The organism is Methyloferula stellata AR4 (genome assembly GCF_000385335.1).
GTDB lineage: Bacteria > Pseudomonadota > Alphaproteobacteria > Rhizobiales > Beijerinckiaceae > Methyloferula > Methyloferula stellata.
On record NZ_ARWA01000001.1, the window covers coordinates 3,543,873 to 3,564,038 of the forward strand.

22 protein-coding genes are annotated in these 20,166 nt (G+C 59.1%); 9 read left to right on the forward strand and 13 right to left on the reverse strand.

All coding sequences use genetic code 11. From position 1 onward, the window contains the following. Positions 1-75: 75 nt before the first annotated feature. The 9 genes from A3OQ_RS0117485 to A3OQ_RS0117525 all read right to left on the reverse strand — a co-directional run bounded on the left by A3OQ_RS0117485 (position 76) and on the right by A3OQ_RS0117525 (position 6,992). Positions 76-840: a WecB/TagA/CpsF family glycosyltransferase gene (locus A3OQ_RS0117485; protein WP_026595967.1), complete on the reverse strand. Its 765-nt coding sequence runs from the start codon at positions 838-840 to the stop codon at positions 76-78. Positions 841-887: 47 nt separating this feature from the next. Next, positions 888-1,541, reverse strand: coding sequence for a glutathione S-transferase family protein (locus tag A3OQ_RS0117490; protein ID WP_020176726.1), 654 nt, complete (start codon positions 1,539-1,541; stop codon positions 888-890). Positions 1,542-1,555: 14 nt separating this feature from the next. Further along, the gene (locus A3OQ_RS0117495; RefSeq protein ID WP_020176727.1) at positions 1,556-2,854 is read right to left on the reverse strand and encodes an MFS transporter; all 1,299 of its coding nucleotides are present in this window, start codon (positions 2,852-2,854) and stop codon (positions 1,556-1,558) included. Positions 2,855-2,950: 96 nt separating this feature from the next. Further along, positions 2,951-3,745 (reverse strand): YdcF family protein, encoded by a 795-nt coding sequence (locus A3OQ_RS0117500; RefSeq protein ID WP_020176728.1) that lies wholly within the window; start codon positions 3,743-3,745, stop codon positions 2,951-2,953. Positions 3,746-3,834: 89 nt separating this feature from the next. Next, a complete protein-coding gene (gene yacG / locus A3OQ_RS22900) occupies positions 3,835-4,074 on the reverse strand; it encodes a DNA gyrase inhibitor YacG (RefSeq protein WP_020176729.1) in 240 nt (79 codons plus the stop codon). Positions 4,075-4,154: 80 nt separating this feature from the next. Continuing rightward, positions 4,155-4,820: a Maf-like protein gene (locus A3OQ_RS0117510; protein WP_083931619.1), complete on the reverse strand. Its 666-nt coding sequence runs from the start codon at positions 4,818-4,820 to the stop codon at positions 4,155-4,157. Positions 4,821-4,862: 42 nt separating this feature from the next. After that, a complete protein-coding gene (gene infA, locus A3OQ_RS0117515; RefSeq protein ID WP_012589799.1) occupies positions 4,863-5,081 on the reverse strand; it encodes a translation initiation factor IF-1 in 219 nt (72 codons plus the stop codon). A 233-nt stretch (positions 5,082-5,314) separates the two neighbouring features. Further along, complete coding sequence (locus tag A3OQ_RS0117520) at positions 5,315-6,166, reverse strand: CDP-alcohol phosphatidyltransferase family protein (protein WP_020176732.1); 852 nt, start codon at positions 6,164-6,166, stop codon at positions 5,315-5,317. A gap of 127 nt (positions 6,167-6,293) precedes the next feature. Continuing rightward, positions 6,294-6,992: a phosphatidylserine decarboxylase gene (locus tag A3OQ_RS0117525; protein WP_026595969.1), complete on the reverse strand. Its 699-nt coding sequence runs from the start codon at positions 6,990-6,992 to the stop codon at positions 6,294-6,296. Positions 6,993-7,102: 110 nt separating this feature from the next. On the opposite strand from A3OQ_RS0117525, the gene A3OQ_RS0117530 reads away from it, so the two are divergent. Beyond that, entirely contained in the window at positions 7,103-7,777 is a 675-nt protein-coding gene (locus tag A3OQ_RS0117530) for a hypothetical protein (protein ID WP_020176734.1), read from the forward strand. Positions 7,778-7,815: 38 nt separating this feature from the next. Here A3OQ_RS0117530 and A3OQ_RS0117535 read toward each other — a convergent pair whose 3' ends face one another. After that, entirely contained in the window at positions 7,816-9,795 is a 1,980-nt protein-coding gene (locus A3OQ_RS0117535) for an ABCB family ABC transporter ATP-binding protein/permease (protein ID WP_020176735.1), read from the reverse strand. A 182-nt stretch (positions 9,796-9,977) separates the two neighbouring features. Beyond that, positions 9,978-11,333 carry a LysM peptidoglycan-binding domain-containing protein gene (locus tag A3OQ_RS22905; RefSeq protein ID WP_020176736.1) on the reverse strand — a complete coding sequence of 452 codons (1,356 nt, stop codon included), beginning with the start codon at positions 11,331-11,333 and terminating at the stop codon, positions 9,978-9,980. A gap of 150 nt (positions 11,334-11,483) precedes the next feature. Here A3OQ_RS22905 and A3OQ_RS22910 point away from each other — a divergent pair, with 150 nt between their 5' ends. From A3OQ_RS22910 to A3OQ_RS0117570, 6 genes are all read left to right on the forward strand, one after another. Beyond that, positions 11,484-12,116, forward strand: a complete 633-nt coding sequence (locus A3OQ_RS22910; protein ID WP_020176737.1) for an LOG family protein — start codon at positions 11,484-11,486, stop codon at positions 12,114-12,116. A gap of 123 nt (positions 12,117-12,239) precedes the next feature. Beyond that, entirely contained in the window at positions 12,240-12,521 is a 282-nt protein-coding gene (locus A3OQ_RS24530; protein ID WP_152428510.1) for a hypothetical protein, read from the forward strand. Positions 12,522-12,601: 80 nt separating this feature from the next. Next, entirely contained in the window at positions 12,602-12,856 is a 255-nt protein-coding gene (locus A3OQ_RS0117555; protein WP_020176739.1) for a zinc-finger domain-containing protein, read from the forward strand. Between the two features lie 18 nt (positions 12,857-12,874). Continuing rightward, complete coding sequence (locus tag A3OQ_RS22915) at positions 12,875-14,101, forward strand: FAD-dependent monooxygenase (RefSeq protein WP_020176740.1); 1,227 nt, start codon at positions 12,875-12,877, stop codon at positions 14,099-14,101. A 65-nt stretch (positions 14,102-14,166) separates the two neighbouring features. Next, on the forward strand, positions 14,167-15,102 hold the full coding sequence (locus tag A3OQ_RS0117565; protein WP_020176741.1) for a division plane positioning ATPase MipZ: 936 nt from the start codon (positions 14,167-14,169) through the stop codon (positions 15,100-15,102). Between the two features lie 81 nt (positions 15,103-15,183). After that, positions 15,184-15,423: a hypothetical protein gene (locus A3OQ_RS0117570; RefSeq protein WP_152428511.1), complete on the forward strand. Its 240-nt coding sequence runs from the start codon at positions 15,184-15,186 to the stop codon at positions 15,421-15,423. Between the two features lie 26 nt (positions 15,424-15,449). On the opposite strand, the gene A3OQ_RS0117575 is transcribed toward A3OQ_RS0117570, so the two are convergent. Continuing rightward, a complete protein-coding gene (locus A3OQ_RS0117575) occupies positions 15,450-16,421 on the reverse strand; it encodes an AraC family transcriptional regulator (RefSeq protein ID WP_020176743.1) in 972 nt (323 codons plus the stop codon). Between the two features lie 120 nt (positions 16,422-16,541). Between A3OQ_RS0117575 and A3OQ_RS0117580 the strand changes: the two genes are divergently transcribed. Beyond that, complete coding sequence (locus A3OQ_RS0117580) at positions 16,542-17,429, forward strand: SDR family oxidoreductase (RefSeq protein WP_020176744.1); 888 nt, start codon at positions 16,542-16,544, stop codon at positions 17,427-17,429. Here the strand turns inward: A3OQ_RS0117580 and A3OQ_RS0117585 are convergent. Continuing rightward, entirely contained in the window at positions 17,426-17,893 is a 468-nt protein-coding gene (locus A3OQ_RS0117585) for an SRPBCC family protein (RefSeq protein ID WP_040581370.1), read from the reverse strand. The genes A3OQ_RS0117580 and A3OQ_RS0117585 overlap by 4 nt on opposite strands. A gap of 541 nt (positions 17,894-18,434) precedes the next feature. On the opposite strand from A3OQ_RS0117585, the gene A3OQ_RS0117590 reads away from it, so the two are divergent. Then, positions 18,435-20,108, forward strand: coding sequence for a TadE/TadG family type IV pilus assembly protein (locus A3OQ_RS0117590; RefSeq protein ID WP_152428512.1), 1,674 nt, complete (start codon positions 18,435-18,437; stop codon positions 20,106-20,108). Positions 20,109-20,166 lie beyond the last annotated feature (58 nt).

Below are 20,166 nucleotides of genomic sequence, written 5' to 3' on the forward strand. Positions count from 1 at the left end.
CGGTTTTGATGCGGAACGGCAATCGGATTTGGATAATGAAAGCTTTTCGGCGCCGTTCGCTTAAGCTTCGCAGCATCAGTCTCTTGAATCGGCAACCGCCGGACGCGCTGTCGCGGACGCATTTGAAAAAACGATGCGGAGAAACAAAAGAATCTCGATCGTATAACGATAGACGAGCCTTCGGGGCTCACGCCACAGCCGGTAGAGCCATTCAAGCCCGGCCTTGCGCATGACGTCGGGCGCCCGCGCCTGCTGCCCGGAAACGAAATCGAACAAGGCGCCGATCGCGAAAGTCGCAGGCACCTGCAGGCGGTCGAAATGATCGAGGATCCATTGTTCCTGCTTCGGACAGCCCAAAGCAACGAGCAGGATATCTGGGCTCGAAGCATTGATCCTTGCGATCACGTCTTCTTCCCGCGACCAGAGCGAATAGCCGTCGCATGTGCCGGCGATTGCGACCTGCCCCATCTTGGCGAAGGCCGCCGCCGCCCCGTCGACCGAGGCCTCAGTCGAACCCAAAAGATAAAGCCGCAGAGGCCGCGTGCTTTCGCGCAGCAGGCGCGGAATGAAATCCGTGCCGTTCAGGTTCTCGGTGAAATCGCTTCTGAACAAAAGCCGCCGCGCCAAGGATAGGCCGATCCCATCATTCAAGATGAGAACGGATGCGCCTTGCGACAAACGCTCGCGCAAGGGCTGACAGGTCACGACGAAATGGGTATTTGCAAAGAAGACGGCAATCTTCGAGCCGTCATCGATAGAAGCCAGGATATGCCGGCTCGCGCCTGCAAAATCGCAATCGCCAATCGCGAAACCGCCGATCCGAACAAATCTCTCCGGCAAAAGCTGCCTCCAATTCCCCAACCGTCTGTGAGAGGCACTCTGCCCAGTCAGATAGCGTCATATTTCTCGATGCGCCAAGGCTCCGCTTGCGCGCCGGCGACCCACTCCTGCCACGAAGGCAGAGCCATGACGGTCTCCATATAGGAACGCGTCGCGGCGCTTACCGGCGCATCGTAAGCGCGCAACCGCTCGACGACAGGCGCGAACATGGCATCGGCTGCCGAGAAATTCCCGAAGAGAAAGGCGCCGCCCGCGCCGAAGCGGGTTCTGGCATCGGCCCATGCCGCCTCAACGCGAATAAGATCGGCTTCGGCTTCCGGCGTCAGCTCGCGTTTCTTGACGGCGCGGCGAAACACCGTCGGCAGATGCGAGCGCAATCCGGTAAAGCCCGAATGCATTTCGGCCGAGAGCGACCGGGCATATGCCCGCGCGCCGCGATCACGCGGCCAGATCGCAAGAGCGGGAAACGATTCCGCGACATATTCGATGATCGCAAGCGATTCCCAAACGGAAATATCGCCATCATGCAGCGAGGGGCATTTGCCGGTCGGCGCATAGCGCAGCATATTTGCGCGGGTTTCCTCTTGTGCCATGGGAATGACTATTTCCTCGAAAGGAATTTCGAAATGGCGCAGCAAGATCCAGGGCCGGAACGACCATGAGGAATAGGCCTTGTTGGCGATGACGAGTTTGAGCCCCATGCGACGACCTTGATTCAGCTTGGCCCCATGGCCGAGATGGCCTTCGTGTCGCGCATTCTCGCATAGATGACAAGCGACAGGCAGATGATGCCCGCGAGATAATAGAAGAACCAGCTTTCCACACCGGCCTGCTTGAAATAAAGCGCGATCGCCGGCGCGGTGCCGCCGAAGATGGAGACCGTCAGCGCATAAGGCACGGCGACGCCCGTGGCCCTGATCGATGTCGGAAAGAGTTCCGCCTTCACGATGGCATTGATCGATGTATAGGCCGCCGTGAAGAGCCACGCCGCAGCGATCAGCAGGAAGGCGACGAGTTCGGATTTCGTCTCGCGCAAGGCATAAAGAATCGGCACGGTCAGCAGGGTTCCGGCAACGCCAAAGAAAATGAGAAGCGGCTTTCGCCCGATGCGATCCGAGAGCGCGCCGTAAAGAGGCTGCAGCAGTGAGGCGAAAACCAGCGTTCCGAAAATGATCAGCGTGGTTTTCTCTTCCGACATGCCGGTGCTCAAATGTACGAAGGTCTGCATATAGGTCGTGAACGTGTAGAAAGCCGCCGTGCCGCCAGCCGTCAATCCGATCACCAAAAGCACTTCGCGCGGATAGCGGGCGAGCTCACGCAAGGCCCCATGCTCCAGCTTCGTCTTCTCTTTTTTGAAGGCTTCGGTTTCCGGCAGGTCTTTGCGCATGATCGCGACGAAGATGGCAAGAAGGGCGCCGATCGCGAAAGGAATGCGCCAGCCCCAGGCTTTGAGCTGCTCCGGCGTGAGAAAGAGATTTTGGAGGACGAGCAATACGACGATGGCGACGAGTTGCCCGCCGATCAAGGTCACATATTGAAAGCTCGAATAGAAGCCGCGGTTCGGCGGATCGGCGACCTCGCTCAGATAAGTGGCGCTGGTGCCATATTCGCCGCCGAGGCTCAGGCCTTGAATGATCCGCGCAAGACCGAGCAGCACGGGCGCATAAAGGCCGATCGTTGCATAGGTCGGCGATATCGCGATCAAAAGCGAGCCGAAGCACATGGACCCGACAGAGACCATCAGCGACAGGCGGCGTCCATAGCGATCGGCGAGATAGCCGAAAAGCCAACCGCCGAAAGGCCGCATGATGAAAGGCGCCGCGAAAAGCACCGCCGCCTTGAATTGCCGCGTAACGGGATCCGAATCCGGAAAGAACGATCCGGCGAAATAAAGCGAAAATGCCGTATAGGCGTAAAAATCATACCATTCGACGAGATTGCCCGCGGACCCCAGAAAAATCGCGCCAATACGCCTGCGCATGTCTGCGTAATCTTTGTCCCCAGACATGCCCATCCTGCCCCGTCTTTATCTTATCGGGTCTATTTCCGCATAAAATAGATTTTAATGAAACCCCACCTTCGGCCGCGGATCATCCGGTCGAAACTGATGTCAGGGGCCTGGAAAGAGAGTGTCGGTCTTGCCGGTCAAGCGATAGGCGACAAGGCCGATCCATTCGTGGATGGCAAAATTCAACATCGTCAATTGATCGAGCACGACCGGCGTCGGCTTCCAGTCACGGCTATCGCCGTAGGTCAGAAAGTCGACGGGATAGGCGATCACGTCGAACCCGACATGGCGGAAAATGCCCATCGCGCGCGGCATGTGCCAGGCCGAGGTGACGAGGAGCCAATGTTCGCCCGGCTTCGGCGCGAGGAGATCGCGGGTGAAGATCGCATTTTCCCACGTATTGCGGGATGCCTCTTCAAAGCTCATCTGGCTTTCCGGCACGCCCAGGGCAAGCCAGAGATCATGGACGCCCTTGGCTTCGCCCTGCACCTCTCGCGTCAGACTGGCCGAGCCGCCGGTGAAGACGAGCCGCGCCTGCGGATAGCGCCGCGCGAGTTCCACCCCCGCCGTGAGCCGCGCCCCGCCTGTGATCAGAGATGGCTGCCCGCGCGCTTCCGTCAATTCCCCGTCGAGAGCGCCGCCCAGCACGATGATGCCGGACGGCGGCGTCAGATCTTTGGGCGCCACGGGAAAGCGATCCTCAAGCGGCCGGGTCAGAGCCGCGCCTAAAGGCGAGAAGCAGCAAATCACCAGCAAGAATACGCCGATGCAGGTGAGCATCCGGCCAAGACGGATGAACCCCAGAATCCAAATGATGAGTCCGAAGAGACTCAATAGAACAAGAAAATTGACCGGCGCGAAAATGAACCAAGCCAATTTGGAGATCGTGAAAAACATGGGGGCGATCTAGCGGGCGGGTTAAGACAGGCGAAGGCAAGGGACGAAGAAAGCAGGACTCCGCGTGAAACGCCGATGACGCACGGGTTTCACGACTCCTCGTCGGGGGCTTTTTCCGCTTCATCATTCTCGACCGGAATGGCATAAGTGCCGCCAAGCCAGCGATGCAGATCAACGTCAGCGCAGCGTTTCGAACAGAAGGGACGTGTCGTCAAAACCGCAGGCTTGCCGCAAATCGGACATGGCCGGGGCTTCGCCACCGCCCCGCTGGACGTCTCGGATTCACGCGGCGGTTCGCCGCCGACAGAACCGGGGGCCTTCTCATTCATCGCTTCAACCCGCGTTCAGAGAGCTTCAAGAAACCGGCTTAACCCTTTGTTAAGCATGAATATTAAGAGCTCATTCATGTTCAAGCTGAGGTTCGGGCTTCGGCCAGAACCGGTTCTCCGTGCCAGGACACGAAGGTCGGAAATCCCTCTCCAGCCAAGAGCGACATGGTCTCGTAAAGCGGCAATCCGACGACGCTCGAATAGGAACCGATCAGCTTCAAGGTAAAGGCGCCGGCAAGCCCCTGGATGGCATAGCCGCCGGCCTTGCCGCGCCATTCGCCGGAGGCGAGATAGGCTTCGATTTCGGGCCGCGACAGGCGTTTGAAACGCACCCGCGTCTCGACGAGCTTGTGCCGTTCGGCGCCATTCGGCGTGACAAGGCAAAGGCCGGTATAGACCCGATGCGCGCGGCCGGACAAAAGCCGCAGACATTGGTCGGCTTCGTCCAGGATTTCGCATTTCGGCAAGATACGGCGGCCGACGCAAACCACGGTATCGGCGGCAAGCACATAGGCGCCCGAGAGTTCCGGCCTTGTCTTGGCCGTCCGCGCGGCGACGGCCGCTTTCTCATTGGCGAGACGCTGCGCCAGCGTCCGGGGCAATTCGCCTTTTTTGACAGCTTCGTCGATGTCGGAGGGTAAAAGCGCATCGGGTTCGAGCCCGATCTGCTGAAGCAGCGCGTAACGCCGCGGCGAGGCCGAAGCCAATACGAGTTTGGGACGAGAGGCGATGCGGTCGCCCGTCACGTCAACGCCCTCCCCGAGAGGCCCAGGCTTTTAGAACCATGGTCACTTGAACCGGTAGGTAATGCGACCTTTGGTCAGGTCATAAGGGGTCATTTCAACCAGAACCTTATCTCCGGTCAAAACGCGGATGCGATTCTTGCGCATTTTTCCCGCCGTATGAGCAATGATCTCATGCTCATTTTCGAGCTGGACGCGAAACGTCGCGTTTGGAAGCAATTCGACAACAACTCCTGGAAATTCAAGCAGTTCTTCCTTCGACATTTGTATCCTTGTAGAGGCTGCTCCGTTGTTTGGCTAAAACCCGCCGCAAAGCGGCGGGTTGACGCTCATAAAACTCAAGAGACTGGGATTTGCGGGCGACCCTAGAGCAAGTCCCGGAAAAGTTAAACGACTTTTCCTTTAGCCAGGACATCGAAGTCGATGTCGTGCTCGGACCGGCTCCAGACGATATTTAAAGTATATATGATGCCGGGTGCGCCGGCTTATCATCTTTTTTATGGCGCGGGCGCGGCTGGATGCAAGGCCTGATCATGTGCCGCGTCCCGCGCTTGCAACGCCTTGTAGCGGCGGATGGCGATCGGAATTGTCGCGAGATAGAGGAGGCTCAAAGCCACCAGCATTTCCATCGGAAAGGTCGCAAGCAGAAGAATTGTGACGGCTATCCCGAAGAGAACGACGATCACATATTCGCGCGGAATCCGGCCGATCTTTTTGCCGGAAAAATGCGGAATGCGGCTCGCCATCAAAAAGGCGATGAAGAGCACATAGCCGATCTCGATGGGCACGACATAAGGCCCTTGCGGAAAGGGCAGTACCGAAAGGCTGAGATAAAGCGGCAGAAGGCCGACGATCGCACCGGCCGGCGCCGGCATTCCGGTGAAGAAATGCGCTTGCCAGGCGGGCTTCGCCGGATCGTCCATCATGACATTGAAGCGCGCGAGACGCAGCGCGCAGGCAATCGCAAACACGAGCGCCGCAAACCAGCCGAGACTTTTGATCTCGTGCAGGCTCCAGAAATAGAGGATAAGTCCCGGCGCCACGCCGAAATCGACAAAGTCCGCCAAGGAATCGAGTTCGGCGCCAAAGCGCGAGGTGCCGCGCAAGGCCCGCGCGATGCGCCCGTCGAGACCGTCGAGCACGGCCGCGACGATGACGGCGATGACCGCTATCTCGAACTGATTTTCGATGGCGAAACGAATCGCCGTCAGCCCCATGCAAAGTGCCAACAGCGTCACGAGGTTCGGCAGGATGATGCGGATCGGTACGGCGCGAAACCGGCGCTGACGGTGCCGATCGCGCGCCGGAAAGCGAACGAAGCCGCTGGCTCTGCGCGCGGCCGGCTCCACTGAAGCTTTAGCTTCGGCTTCGGCCGGCTCATCCCTGCCAGACTCATCCCTGCGTGGGGAAACAACTTTCACGAGGCGCGCTCCAATCTGGCCGCAACATAGGCAGTGGGCTTAAAACCAGCAAGCTTCAGCTCAATCTAAAAGCGCGCCGCGGCTCGGCACCGTTCAAATCCGCCAGCACGGTCTCGCCTGCGACGGCTCTGGCGCCGACACCGACGAGCGGGCGCGCATTGGGCGGCATATAGACATCGACGCGCGAGCCAAACCTTATGAGTCCAAACCGCTCGCCAGCGGCGAGCGTGTCGCCGACATGAGCGAAACAGACGATTCGCCGCGCGATGAGGCCCGCGATCTGCACCACGCCGAAACGCCCGGCCGGCGTTTCGATGATAAGGCTGTTGCGCTCATTGTCTTCGCTCGCCTTGTCGAGATCGGCATTGACGAAGAGGCCAGGCTTATAGGCGATCTTGCTGATCCGCCCGGCGACAGGCGCGCGGTTCACATGGCAATCGAAGACCGACATGAAGATCGAAATCCGCGGCATCGGATCGGTTCCAAGGCCGAGTTCGGGCGGCGGCGTGAAGTAACCGACCTCCGACACGGCGCCGTCGGCCGGCGAAATGATGAGATGATCATCGAGCGGCGTGAGCCGCGCCGGATCGCGGAAGAAATAGGCGCACCAAAGCGTCAGCGCCAAGCCGATCCAGCCGAGCGGCGACCAGATCCACCCGAGCACCACGGCGGCCACCGCAAAACCCGCGATGAAAATATAGCCTTCTGGATGAATCGGCGTGATCTGGCGGCGAATGGAATCAAAAATCGACATGAATCTCATCTACCTTCAATTTGCATTTATCAGCAGGCCCGACCTAGACTTTTAAGTTCGTGATCGCTCAAATTATAGAGTACATACTTGTTTTGAGCCGGAGATTTTGCATGACCAATTCGGAAATCTGGATGATCAGTTTGACAGCTGTAATAGCTGTCGGCGGGATCATCGCAGCTACTATTTTTAATAGTCAACTCGGCGTTATGAGTGATCAGTTAACTGAAATGAAAACCGCCTCCAAAATTGCTGAAAAAAGCTTAGTTGCGGTTCAGCGGGCATTCGTTTCCCCCACTGTTCTACTCACTCCGGTGCGCGACTCCTCTAACAAGCTCCAGTTTTGGCGCGCTTTGATCGGATTAGAAAACAGCGGCGCCACCCAAACAAATAAGCTTCGATGGACATTTACAGGTGGTGTAGATCTGACCCCAGACCCAGAAGTAAACACCATTTCGATTGCCTACGGCAAAGATGCGCCCGGTGGCAGCGGCTTCCTCGCACCCAAAGGCAAAGTCAATATAATTGACTCCATATTCAATAGAACAAAGATGGCCGAAATAATAAAAGGCCGCGGAGCTTATTTCTTAGGACGCGTCGACTACGAAGATATTTTTGGTAAGAGCCACACGACGAAGTTTTGTGTCCATCTTTACGGCGGTCCTTGGAATACCACTCTGCCAGACAGCGCATTGGATGCGCTGATCGATGGATTCGATCTTAATTTTAACATGTGCCGGCATAACAATTGCGCCGATGATGAATGCAGCGCAAACGATCTCGGCTAGGAGTAGATGTATGCCTAACTGCAGAAGAACGGCTGCATTCATCCCGACGCGATCTCGGGATCGCGTTCGAGATCGAGATCGTCTTTTTCATTCACGCCCGGAAGATTCAAAGACTCGGCCTCGATCGCCTTGCGCGGGCTGACGCCCTCTGCCGCCGCCGCGCGGCGCAGAACCTCTTCCGCCGCCATGACCTCATGCTGACGATTCCACATGGCGGCATAAATGCCGTTCTGCGCCAAAAGCTTTTGATGCGTGCCGCGCTCGGCGATCACGCCCTTCTCCAAAACCAGAATCTCATCCGCATTGACCACGGTCGAGAGGCGATGCGCGATGACGACCGTCGTGCGGCCTTTCGAGACCCGCTCCAGCGCATCCTGGATCTCGCGCTCGGTGAAGGAATCGAGCGCCGACGTCGCCTCGTCGAGCACGAGGATCGGCGGCGCCTTCAAAATGGTGCGGGCGATCGCGACACGCTGCTTCTCGCCACCCGAGAGCTTGAGGCCGCGCTCGCCGACTTGCGTGCCATAGCCGTCCGGCACGCTTTCGATGAAATGATCGATCTGCGCGAGGCGTGCCGCTTCGTGCACCTCGGCCTCGGAGGCATCCCAGCGTCCGTAGCGGATGTTGTAGGCAATCGTATCGTTGAAGAGCACGGTGTCCTGCGGCACCATGCCGATCTGCCCGCGCAGCGAATTTTGCGTGACATCCGCGATGTCCTGGCCGTCGATCGTGATGCGGCCGGACGAGGGCTCGTAGAAGCGGAAAATCAGCCGCGAAATGGTCGACTTGCCCGCGCCGGAAGGACCGACGATCGCGAGTGTCTTACCGGGCTGCACTTCAAAGGAAATGCCCTTCAGGATCTCGCGCTCGGGATCGTAGTGAAAGACCACATCCTCGAAGCGCAAATGGCCGGATGACACCTTCAAAGGCTTCGCGCCGGGTCTATCCTCGATCTCCGGATTTTGCGACAGGATATGAAACATCATCTCGATGTCGATCGTCGCCTGGCGGATCTCGCGATAGACGAGCCCCATGAAATTCAGCGGCTGATAGAGCTGAATCATCATCGCATTGATCAGCACGAAATCGCCAACCGTATTGGTGCCGTTGCGGACGCCGACAACGCTCATCGCCATCACCGCCATCAGACCCAGCGTGAAGATCACCGCCTGCCCGGCGTTCAGGATCGCAAGCGACACATAGGTCTTGATGCTCATGCGCTCATAGACCGCCATCGACGCGTCGTAACGCTCCGACTCGCGCTCTTCGGCGTTGAAATATTTCACCGTCTCGAAATTGAGGAGACTGTCGATCGCCTTCGTATTGGCGTCGGTGTCGCTCTCGTTCATCGATCGGCGGATCGCGATCCGCCAATTGGTGGCGGCGAGCGTGAAGCCCATATAGGCCGTGATCATCGCCAAAACGACGGCGACATAGCGCCAGTCGAACTGGAAGAAGAAGACACACAGCACAAGCACGAATTCGACCGCCGTCGGTATGGCGGTCAACATGATCGTACGCACGATGGTCTCGATCGAATTGCGGCCGCGTTCGAGCACACGGGTCAGCCCGCCTGTCTTGCGTTCGAGATGAAAGCGCAGCGACAAAAGATGCAGATGCTTGAACACATCCTTGGCGAGGCGCCGCACCGCATGCATCGCGACATCGGCGAAAATCGCGTCGCGAATTTGGGTGAAGAGCGCCATGCCGATGCGCAAGACGCCATAGGCCAAGGCAAGCGCCAGCGGCCCCGCGAGAATGGGCCAAAGCCCATGGGTGTTTGCGCCCCCGGGCGCCGTCAGCGCATCGGTCGCCCATTTGAACGAATAAGGCACCGCGATCGTGAAGAGCTTGGCAAGCAGCAAAAGCGCGATGGAAAAATAGACGCGCCGCTTCAGGTCCGGCCGATCCGACGGCCAGATATAGGGCGACAGCTTGCGCATTGCCGAACCGAAGCTCGCCTCGAGCGGAACGTCGAGCACATGCAAAGCGGGAAAACGAAAGAAGGAAGCGAGCATCTCGATGTCGTGCAGGGCCGGAGCGTTGGCAAGCCGGCGCGGCCAAGGTTTTCATCACGCTATGCATTTCAATGACATAGCGTGTGCGAAAGGATCAAGTTCAAGCTCTATATAAGCGCTCTTGCCGCAAAGCGCAGACGAAAGTTGGAAGCCTCGTGCTATTGGCCGCGCGATGGCTCTTTTCAGTTGGTCTGGCCGGGAATGACGAAGACCTGCCCTGGATAGATCAGCTTGGGATCGCGGATCTGCGACGAATTGGCAGCATAGATCTCCGTATAGCGCGTGCCCCGGCCAAGCGTTTTGCGGCTGATGCGCCAGAGACTATAACCCCGCTCCACCGTCGCCGTCTGAATCTCCGGAACGACCGCCGCTGCCGATTGGCCGGTCGATGCCACGAAACCATCGGCGCTTGGTGCTGTGCTTGGCGCATGTTCCGCGTCCGAACGCGTCGCGGCGGGCGTGTCATGCTCTTGCGAGGCAAGACGCGGCGCTTGCATGTCGGGTTCTTTTGCCGGAATTGCCGGTGTTGGCGGCGGCGCCACCGCGGCCACGGCCTCTTTCGGGCTCGGTGATGACGTATAGTCGAAAGGCACTTCGGCGCGTGCGACGACGCTGCCCGAATGGTCGATCTGATCGGCGCGCACGGCATAATGGCCGGGCACGAGGCCCTTGCCGACTTTCACCGACCAGCGGCCATCCGGGCCTGCAACGACCTCGGCAAGCGCGCTCCCATTCAAATAGAGCCGCAGATGCGCACCGGGCGCGGCAATGCCCGTTGCGAAAAACCCGCCGGGTTCGACGATCTCGGCGGTTTTAATCGCGACCTCTGGTTTGACCGGCGGCGCCGCTTGCTTTGCCTCGTCCCCCGGTTTTGCCGGCGAAGGGGGTGCGGCTTTAGGCGTTGGTTGGGGCAATTCCGCTTTGGCGGTCGGATCGGCCAAAAGAACCGTCGCCTTGCCCGGCTCCGCCAAGGCGACCATGACCTCGCCCTTGCCTTTGACCGGAACCGACACGGCCACATTCTGATCCGAGACGACGGGCGATCCCGAAGGCGGCGTCACGCGCAGCGACAGGCCATGCTCGCCCGGAGCCAGGGGCGGCGGCACGAAAGCAAACTGCCCCGCAGCATCGGATTTCCCCTCGGCGATGACTTTGCCATTCGCGATGACGGCCACTTGGCTATTCGGCTCAGTATGACCGGCAATGACCGCATCGCCCGAGGGCTCGACCCGCACCACGTCGAATTTGGGCCGCGCAACGGGCGCGGGTGCAGGCGAAGGTGCAGTTTGGGGAGAAGCCGGCGTCTCGATCGCGGCCAAAGGCGCGGGTACACCCGTTGGCGCCGCGGCCTCCGGCTCCGTCCCGGTGAGATGCGCAGGCGGCGGCGCAGCGGCGGCTTGCGGCTTCGGCGCCACATTGCCATGAAGCTCGAGCGGCGCGTCCGCTGCCGGAAGCCGCGTTGTCACCCAATAGACGGCCAACGCCGCGATCACCAGGCAGGGGCCGAGAATCAAAGCGATGGTCTTAGAACGGTTCATGCCTCTGCCTTCTTTGTCTGAAAATCTATCGTGCCGGCGAGGGCCTTGCCACCCGTTTTATAGGCAAACACGGTGTTTTCTGAGGCCGCGGCCCCAAAACATGCGCTCCACCACCTTGACCACGGTGCATTGCGCAAGCGAGAACCGTTTATGAACCTCATTCCAAGCGAAGCCGCCTCCCCGCGCCGCATTCGCACGATCTGCGTCTATTGCGGCTCCTCCACGGGCGGCGCGGCGCATTACTATGAAGCCGCGCGCAAGCTCGGCCACATCCTGGGCAAGGCCGGGATCGGGCTCGTCTATGGCGGCGGCAATCTAGGGCTGATGGGCACGATCGCAAGCGCGGTCATCGAAGCGGGCGGCAAAGTCACCGGGATCATTCCGGACTTTCTCGTCAACGAGAAGAACACACTGAAAGCCGATCACGAACAGATCGTCGTGCCGGATATGCATACGCGCAAGCGTCTGATGTTCGAGCGCGCCGATGCCTTCGTCGCTTTGCCCGGCGGGGTCGGCACATTGGAAGAACTTGTCGAGCAATTGACCTGGGTCCAGCTCGAACGCCATTCGAAACCCGTGGTTCTGGCCGATATAAGCGGCTTTTGGCGTCCCCTGCTCGCGCTTTTCGCGCATATGCGCGAACAGGGTTTCATCCAGTCGCATTTCGAAATCCGCTATCTCGTCGCGGAAAAGATCGAGGATATTCTGCCGATGATCGAGACGGCTTCGGCCGAAGCCGAGCGTCGCGGGTTGAAGAAGGAGACGGTCGATCCGAGGCTTTGATATCCCGCTTACCGCCTGACTACATTCGGCACGTTAGTGAAAGGCCCGAATGCGCGGAAGACGCGCTAAAAAAAGCGGCCGTAAGCAGCGAGAATTATGCGATTAAAGAGCAGGAAGCTTGCGATGTCTGATGAATATGAGATCGTCGCGACTGGCACCTGGTTTTATGATCACAGTGTTCCAAAACCTATCGTGATTTACGCAAAGCCCGCGCGCTATGCGAGTTCTCGTTATGACGATGACGACCAGCTTGACGAAAGCAGGCCAATTCCGGAAACGCCGGATGGCTTTGTCTATTTTTGTTGGCCCGGCGGCCACGATCAGCCGACAATTGAAGATGCGAAAGCATGGGCAAATGCCCAACCATGGGGACCAGTAATTTGGGGCTTAACAATTTCAAACTGACGTATTACGCCAGAGTATCCAAATCCATCCATATAGCTTAATCTGCCGCTCAACTCCCAAACCCCTCACGGACCCCCCTCATGGCCGCTCATGTCACGCCGCATTTCCACAATCAGCCCGGCGTCGCCCAGATCCGCGTCGGCGCCAAGGAATTCATGTGCATCGGCGCTTTGCCGCCTTTCGACCATCCGCATATTTTCATCGACATGGGCGGCGAGAACGAGGCGGTCTGCCCCTATTGTTCGACGCATTATGTTTATGACGCCTCGTTGCATGGCGGCGCCGTGCCGGCCGAATGCGTCTATGTTCCCGAGGTCGAGCCGGAACATAGCTGAATTCATGCACATCGCGCGATGACGAAGCCGCACGCGCTTATCGCCGGTGCCGGAATCGGCGGCCTTACCGCCGCTTTGTGTCTCGCCCGCATCGGCTGGCGCGTCACGCTTCTCGAACGCGCGCCATTGCTCGAAGAGGTCGGCGCGGGCCTTCAGCTCTCTCCCAATGCCAGCCGCATTCTCAAAGATCTCGGCGTGCTCGCGCGGCTCGAAGGCGCCGCGCTGACGCCCTCGGCGATCAGAATCAGGCGCGGCCGCGACGCAGCTCTTTTGGCGCTTCTGCCGCTCGACAAAGCCGAGCAAACCTGGGGCGCGCCTTATTGCGTTGCGTTGCGCAGCGATTTGCAGCGCGCCCTGCTCGAAGCCGTCGCCTGCATCCCTGAGATTTGCCTCGTGGCGGGAACCACGGTCGCAGGCTTCGCGGCGACCAGCGAAGGCGTCACCGTCGCCGCCAAGCAAGGCCTCATGCGATTGAGCTTTGAAGGCACATGTCTGATCGGCGCCGATGGCGTGCAATCCTTCGTGCGTAAGCGATTGCTTGAGCCGTCAAAAGATACATTGCACTTTTCCGGCAATGAAGCCTGGCGCGCGCTTGTTCCGGCCGATCGGGTCGCGCCCGATATGCTGCGTCCGGAAACCAATCTCTGGCTCGGTCCCGACGCGCATGTCGTCCATTATCCGTTGCGCGGTGGTACCATCGTCAATCTTGCCGTGATCCTCGGCAAAGCGCGCGCGCCGAAAACCCAGGCCGACGCCTGGTCGAACGCCGGCGATCCCCAGATTATTGCTGCGCGCTTTTCGAAATGGCATCAGGCGTTGCGCGGGCTGATCGCATCCGCGCCCGAATGGCTGACGTGGCCGCTCTTCGAACACAAACCCTTGTCCGCCTGGACGGCGGGTCCGATCGCGCTTTTGGGCGATGCCGCGCATCCCATGTTACCGTTTTTGGCGCAGGGCGCGGCGCAAGCGATCGAAGATGCCGCCGTTTTAGCCAATGCGCTCGCCAAAAATCCGGCCGTCGATATAGCGTTTTCTACTTATGCCGCGGCTCGGCTCGCCCATACGGCGAAGGTGCAAAAAGCTTCACACCAGCAAGGCGTGATCTACCACCTCGCCGGCCCAGCCGCCGCTGCGCGCGATCTGACGATCCGTGCGCTCGGTCCGCATCGCATGCTGGCGCGCAACGATTGGATCTATCGAAGTTCGCAACAATTGCCAGCCAGCAAGGCTCTCGCTAGTTTTTGAGTCGAGGGCGAATGAGTCCGGCGCTGCCTCTGGCTGGATAAGCGAACTGAAGCGAGTTTGACGCCATGGCAGTCTTTGCCGACGAAGCGGATTTCGAAACACCAGATCTGCGCAGCGCGCATGTCATCGTCATCGGCAATGAAAAAGGCGGCACCGGCAAATCCACTCTGTCGATCCATATCACGATCGCTTTGCTGAAAGCCGGCTTCCGGGTCGCGACCATCGATCTCGATACCCGCCAGCGCACTCTGACGCGCTTCTTCGAAAACCGTCAGTCCTGGGCGCAGACGGCGCCCTGGGAGGTCGAACTTCCCTTTCATCATGCGCTCGATCGCGGCGCTTCCGCCAATGTGCATGATAATGAAACGATGGAATTCGGCGCCTTCGCCGATGCCATCGCCTCCGTGGAACATGCCTATGAATTCGTGGTCATCGATACGCCGGCGAGCGATTCCTATCTCATGCGGCTTGCGCATTCGCTGGCCGATACGCTGGTCTCCCCCGTCAATGATTCCTATATCGACGTCGATGTGTTTTCCCGCGTGCATCACGACAAAGCGCGGCGCGGCGAGATCGCGCATTATGCCGATCTCGTGCTGGAAGCGCGGCGCAAGCGCCATCTGGTCGATCAAGGCATCATCGACTGGGTTTTGGTGCGCAATCGCGTCGCCTCGATCCAATCCAACAATTCGAAGCAGATCGCGATCAGCCTTGCGCGCATGTCGCCCGAATTGCAGTTCCGGCCGATGGAAGGCCTGCACGACCGGGTGATCTTCCGCGAGCTGTTTCCGATCGGCTTGACCGCGCTCGATCCGATCGAGGAGGCCGCCCGCGGCGGGACTCTGTCGCAATCGCAGCAATCGGCCCGCAAGGAAATCGAAACGCTGGTCGCCTCCTTGCAATTGCCTGAACGCAACGCCGGCATGGCGCATCTTCAGGCGCGGCACGTCTGGTTCGAGCGCATCTCGAACTTCTACCGCAATCTGCGGGCCGACATGTAGTTTCAATCTGGCGATGGACTTCCCTGCGCTAAAGTGTGAAATCACTCCACGCATTTTCACATTCAGCCCATGCGGGGATCCATGGCAGAGGTTAAATTCCTGAACCGCGACAGCACCGCGCCGACCGGCGACTTCGTCGCCATTACGCGCCGCATAGCGCCCAACAATACGGTCGTGACCGACATCATCTGCATGAAGGACGGGGCGGCGGTGAAGACGATCACCGACCGGCAGTTCCGGCCCGACGCCGCGATCGAAACAGCCCAGGAGATCGCCGACGAGCACGATGTCGAGGTCGTCTATATGCTCGACTTGGCGTGACTGGCTTTGACGTGACCGGCTTTGGATCAGTGACTGGCCGGAATTGACACCGCCGGGGCGGCTTCCACTTCGCTCTGTGACGTGGACTCCGGGGTCCCGCCGCGGCCATATTGCCGTGGCGAACAGCCCATGACCCTCTTGAAAGCGGTGCTGAATGCGCTTTCGGATTCGTAGCCAAGCGACAGGGCGATGGTGGAAATGGGATCGCTGGAATTGGCCAGCCTGTCGCCGGCCAGCAGCATGCGCCAGCGCGTCAGGTAGTCCATGGGTGACGCCCCGACCGTCTCTTTGAATTTGAGCGCAAATGTCGATCGCGACATGCCGGCACGCTCCGCCAGCTCCTGCAATGTCCAACGATAGGCCGGCTCGCCATGCATGGCGTTGATCGCAGCAGCCATCTGTTTATCGGCCAGGGCAAAGAGCCAGCCAACGCCGCCTTTCGGCCCTTCCGCCAGATGCAGCCGCAGGGCTTGAACCAGCATCATATGGGCTAAGTGCTGCGCGATCAGAAAGCCGCCCGGCCGCGGCTCGCGCAGCTCTTGCCGCATCCGCTCCAGAGACCAGCGCAGCGCCGCCTTGTCCGATTCTTTGCGGATATGCGCAATGGGCGGCAGCACGCCCAATAGGATTCCGGCGTGAGGACCGGTGAGAGCGAAATGGCCGCCGACCATAAAGCAATCTCCGCCGCCATTATAAGACATGATGCTGCCGGCCCGCACAGTCGGATAAAGCGTGCAGGCGTCGATCGGCGTCAAAGCCATATCGCTGGCGAGACGGAAGGGCCGCCCGCTCGGCAACAGGAAGCAGTCCCCTGTCTTGACACGCAGCGCATCGGGGACGCCCTCGACAGAGAGCCAGCACTGGCCCGAAACCACGGCATAGCATTTGATGCCGTCATGCTCGGGGAACTGGACCGACCATTGTCCGCCGACATCGAAGCCACCGGACACGTAGCTGCGCAATTTCAGGAGCGACAGCACATCTGAGAGCGGGTCCACCGGCTACTCCGGACGATCACGAAGGAAATACGGACGTTATGGCATAGATCGTATGACTTCAATCGCCTATCTCGACAGACATTGGGGCTGCGACTGCGGTCGCGAAAAAAGGATAGGTCAATGCGCGTATTCTTGACCGGTGCCACTGGCTTCATCGGCACAGCGGTCATTCCGGAGCTCCTTGGTGCGGGCCATCAGGTCCTCGGTCTGGCGCGCTCGGATGCGGGCGCCAACACGCTTATCGCTGCCGGGGCCGAGGTGCATCGCGGCGATCTTGAAGATCTCGAAAGCCTGCGCAACGGCGCCGCCATGTCCGATGGCGTGATCCACTGCGGTTTCGTCCATGACTTTTCGAGATTCGTGGAAGTCTGCGAGATCGACAGGCGCGCCATCGAGGTGCTCGGCGCCACGCTCGCTGGCTCTAATCGGCCATTTGTCGTTACGTCCGGAACGGCGACCGCCCACACGCCGGGCCGCCTCACGACCGAGGACGATGCGCCCAACTCTCCGCTTCCCCGCGTAGCCTCGGAAGAGGCGGCACTTTCCCTCGCGGCGCAAGGCGTGCGCGTTTCGGTGATGCGCCTTCCTCAGGTCCACGACCCGCTCAAGCAGGGCCTCGTCACCTATCTGATCGCCGTGGCCCGCGAGAAAGGCGTCTCGGCCTATGTCGGCGATGGCCTCAACCGGTGGCCCGCGGTGCACCGTCTCGATGCCGCCAAACTTTACAGGCTGGCGCTGGAGAAGGGTTCAGCGGGAGCCCGCTACAACGCGGTCGGAGAGGAAGGCATCCCGTTGCGGGAAATCGCCGAGGCCATTGGCCGGGGCCTGAAGCTGCCGGTCGTCGCCAAATCTCCCGAGGAAGCGGCCGAGCATTTTGGCTGGCTCGCCATGTTCGTCGGTGCCGACATCCCGGCTTCCAGCGCACTCACGCAGGAACGATTGGGATGGCACCCGACGGGGGTTGGGCTGATTTCCGATCTCGACCAAGCCCGCTACATCGAGTCTTAGCCGTTCTCGTGCAGTTGGACGACGACTTTGGCGAAGCGGTTGATGACGGCGGCCCAACCGTTCTCGCTGTTCATGATATTGAAGACGGCTTTCGAATCCTCGGTGAAACCGGCGTGTTCGAGCCGCACATGAGTGCCGTTCGGCAGGGGCGAAAGCGTCCAGGTCAGCACCGTATCCATGCTATGGCCGAAGCCTTCGACATTGGGCGAGCCGCCGCGCATTGAATATTGCAGCCGCCAATAGGGCTGTGCGTCGATCACCTCGCCTTGGAACTGGCCGTCCCAATCGCCGATCGGCCCGCTCTTGAATGTAAACTTGTGACCGGCCTCGGCTTCGAAATCGCTCGGCATGAACCATTGGGCGATCAGATCGGGATCGGTCAGAGCCTGCCAAAGCACCTCGCCCGGCGGCACGAGCATGCCTTCGACAACGATCGAAAGCGGTTCGCCTGCACTGTCACTCACGGCTGATCTCCATCCATTATTGCGCCGCCGCATCGCCCTTGGGCCAGACGGAAAAGCAACCGACAGCGCTTAAAACGAAGCCGTTGTCAGTCCGAGCGGCCCCGTTCGCCGTTCTGCCGCGACTCTGGAACCGATCCGACAACGCCAGCAATTTTCAAGCCTAGGCCTTGGCTTCGATGTGCGATCGGCTGCGCTGTCGCATATGGTGAAGGATCTGTTTACCAATTTGCCTCGGCAAAGCTTTATAACACTCCAACTGCCAAGCTTATAAGTAAGAATACTGCCAATTTACGCGAAATAGAGGGTTCAATTTACGGAAACTTCAGCGGCTTCGCATAAGGCTCCAATAAGAACAAACCGAATTCAAACCTCGTAGCCTTATTATGTCAGTGCCCGCGTTTCCCCTTTGGAAGGCCTTTCGAACGCGCCACCGCTGGTCGGCTCGCCGCCGGGGCCTGTTCGGCGGGCCCCTCGCAGACCGGCGCGGCGCTGCTGCGGTCGAACTCGCCCTAAACGCGAAGTTCGTTCGGAGATCCCACTCGTGATTAGACATTTTACGACAGCGATGGTTTTGCGCCTGGGCCGAATGATCGCCGCTGGTTTCTTATGGCGCATGCGGCGGGAACTTGCTCCTTTCACTGCCGACCGGCGCGGAAATGTTGCGCTAATTTTCGCAATTGCGTCCATTCCGGTTCTCTTCGCCATCGGCGCAGCCATTGATTACACCTCTGCCACTCGGCGCAAGGCTAAACTTGATGCGATCGCCGATGCAGTCGCGCTTTCCACGGTCACGCAATCCGGCACTCCCCCGGCCTTCTCGCCAATCCCCGGCCAGGGTCTCAATGCAAGCCAGGCTAAGGCGAGGGCTCAGGCTTTGTTTAATTCCCTTGCCGGCACCGTTTCGGGGGTGAGCAATTTCAGCGGCACCGTAAATGTCGTCGATTCCACGAAGTCCTATACCAGTCCTCGCTCGACGACAGTCACCTATACGGCGCAATCGAATGATGCCTTCGCCCATATCATCGGTATGAACACGATCGGCATCGGTAATACTTCGAATCCCGTTGTGGCTCAGGTTGCCATTGCACCAAACATCAACTTCTACATTCTGGCGGATTCTTCGCCCTCGATGGCCATTCCGGCGACATCCAGCGGCATCAGTGCAATGTACACCGCGACCTCTACCTTAAATGGGCCCGGCGGAGCGCCTGACTTGAGTATCGATAAAACCCAAGCAGATAATGAAAGCGGTTGTTCATTTGCTTGTCATGAATCCGACTACTCCAAGTGGGTTCTTCCGGGAAGCGCCTCCTGCATAGGTATGGTCGCGAAAAAGAGCACTAAAAGCCCATCGTTCTATTACTATGTTGCTGGAACATCTACTAACCCTGGGTATGTCGACGACTACACTTATGCGGAATGCGTGCTGGGCTTGACCCTTCGCATCGACAATTTGCGTAGCGCAATCCAGCAGCTTGGCCCTTATGCGATCAATATCGCGTCGCAAAATGGCGCGACCTACAACATGTCTGTCGCGAGTTTCGATACCGATTGGTCGAGTTCGAGTTGTAACTCCGGAAATTCGCCGCTGCATTACATTTCGGGCGGCTCTTCCTTGACGCCGCAGAACATGTCCTCAGCTTCGAGCGCCGCAGCGAATATCCAGATGCTGGAAATGTTCTATAATGGTTATCTGACCGGGACTAACTCAACGTCGTCGACGACAAACCAATATAAGAAAACGTGCAGCAACCAAGATGGCAGCACGGCTCTTAATGCGGCCATGACCAGCATCAATAACCTGATGCCGACGCCCGGCAATGGCACAAATGCGGCCGGAGACACGCCGCAGGAAGTTTTAATGCTCATCACGGACGGCGTGAACGACACATATTCGCCTCGTGCGATTTCGACCATCGACACGACGAAATGCGATGCCATCAAGAAGAGGATCAGCGCCAGCGGGCTGCCAATCAGGATAGCAGTGCTTTATCTTGATTACTCACCGTTGCCCAATAATTCTTTCTATACCAGCTATGTCAAACCCATCGATGACAACACCGTCCCGACACCGAATCCTAACATCGCGACCGCATTGCAATCCTGCGCCTCGTCGCCGTCTCTCTTTGGTAAGGTCACAACGAACCAAGATATCGGCGCTGCCCTGCAGCAGCTTTTTCTAACCGCGACAACGGCAGTTCATCTCGCGCAATAAAGCAGTAGCAAATTTGAGGCTTGGAGAGCCAAGCCCTGATTCGTCGTTTTGGTAAAAT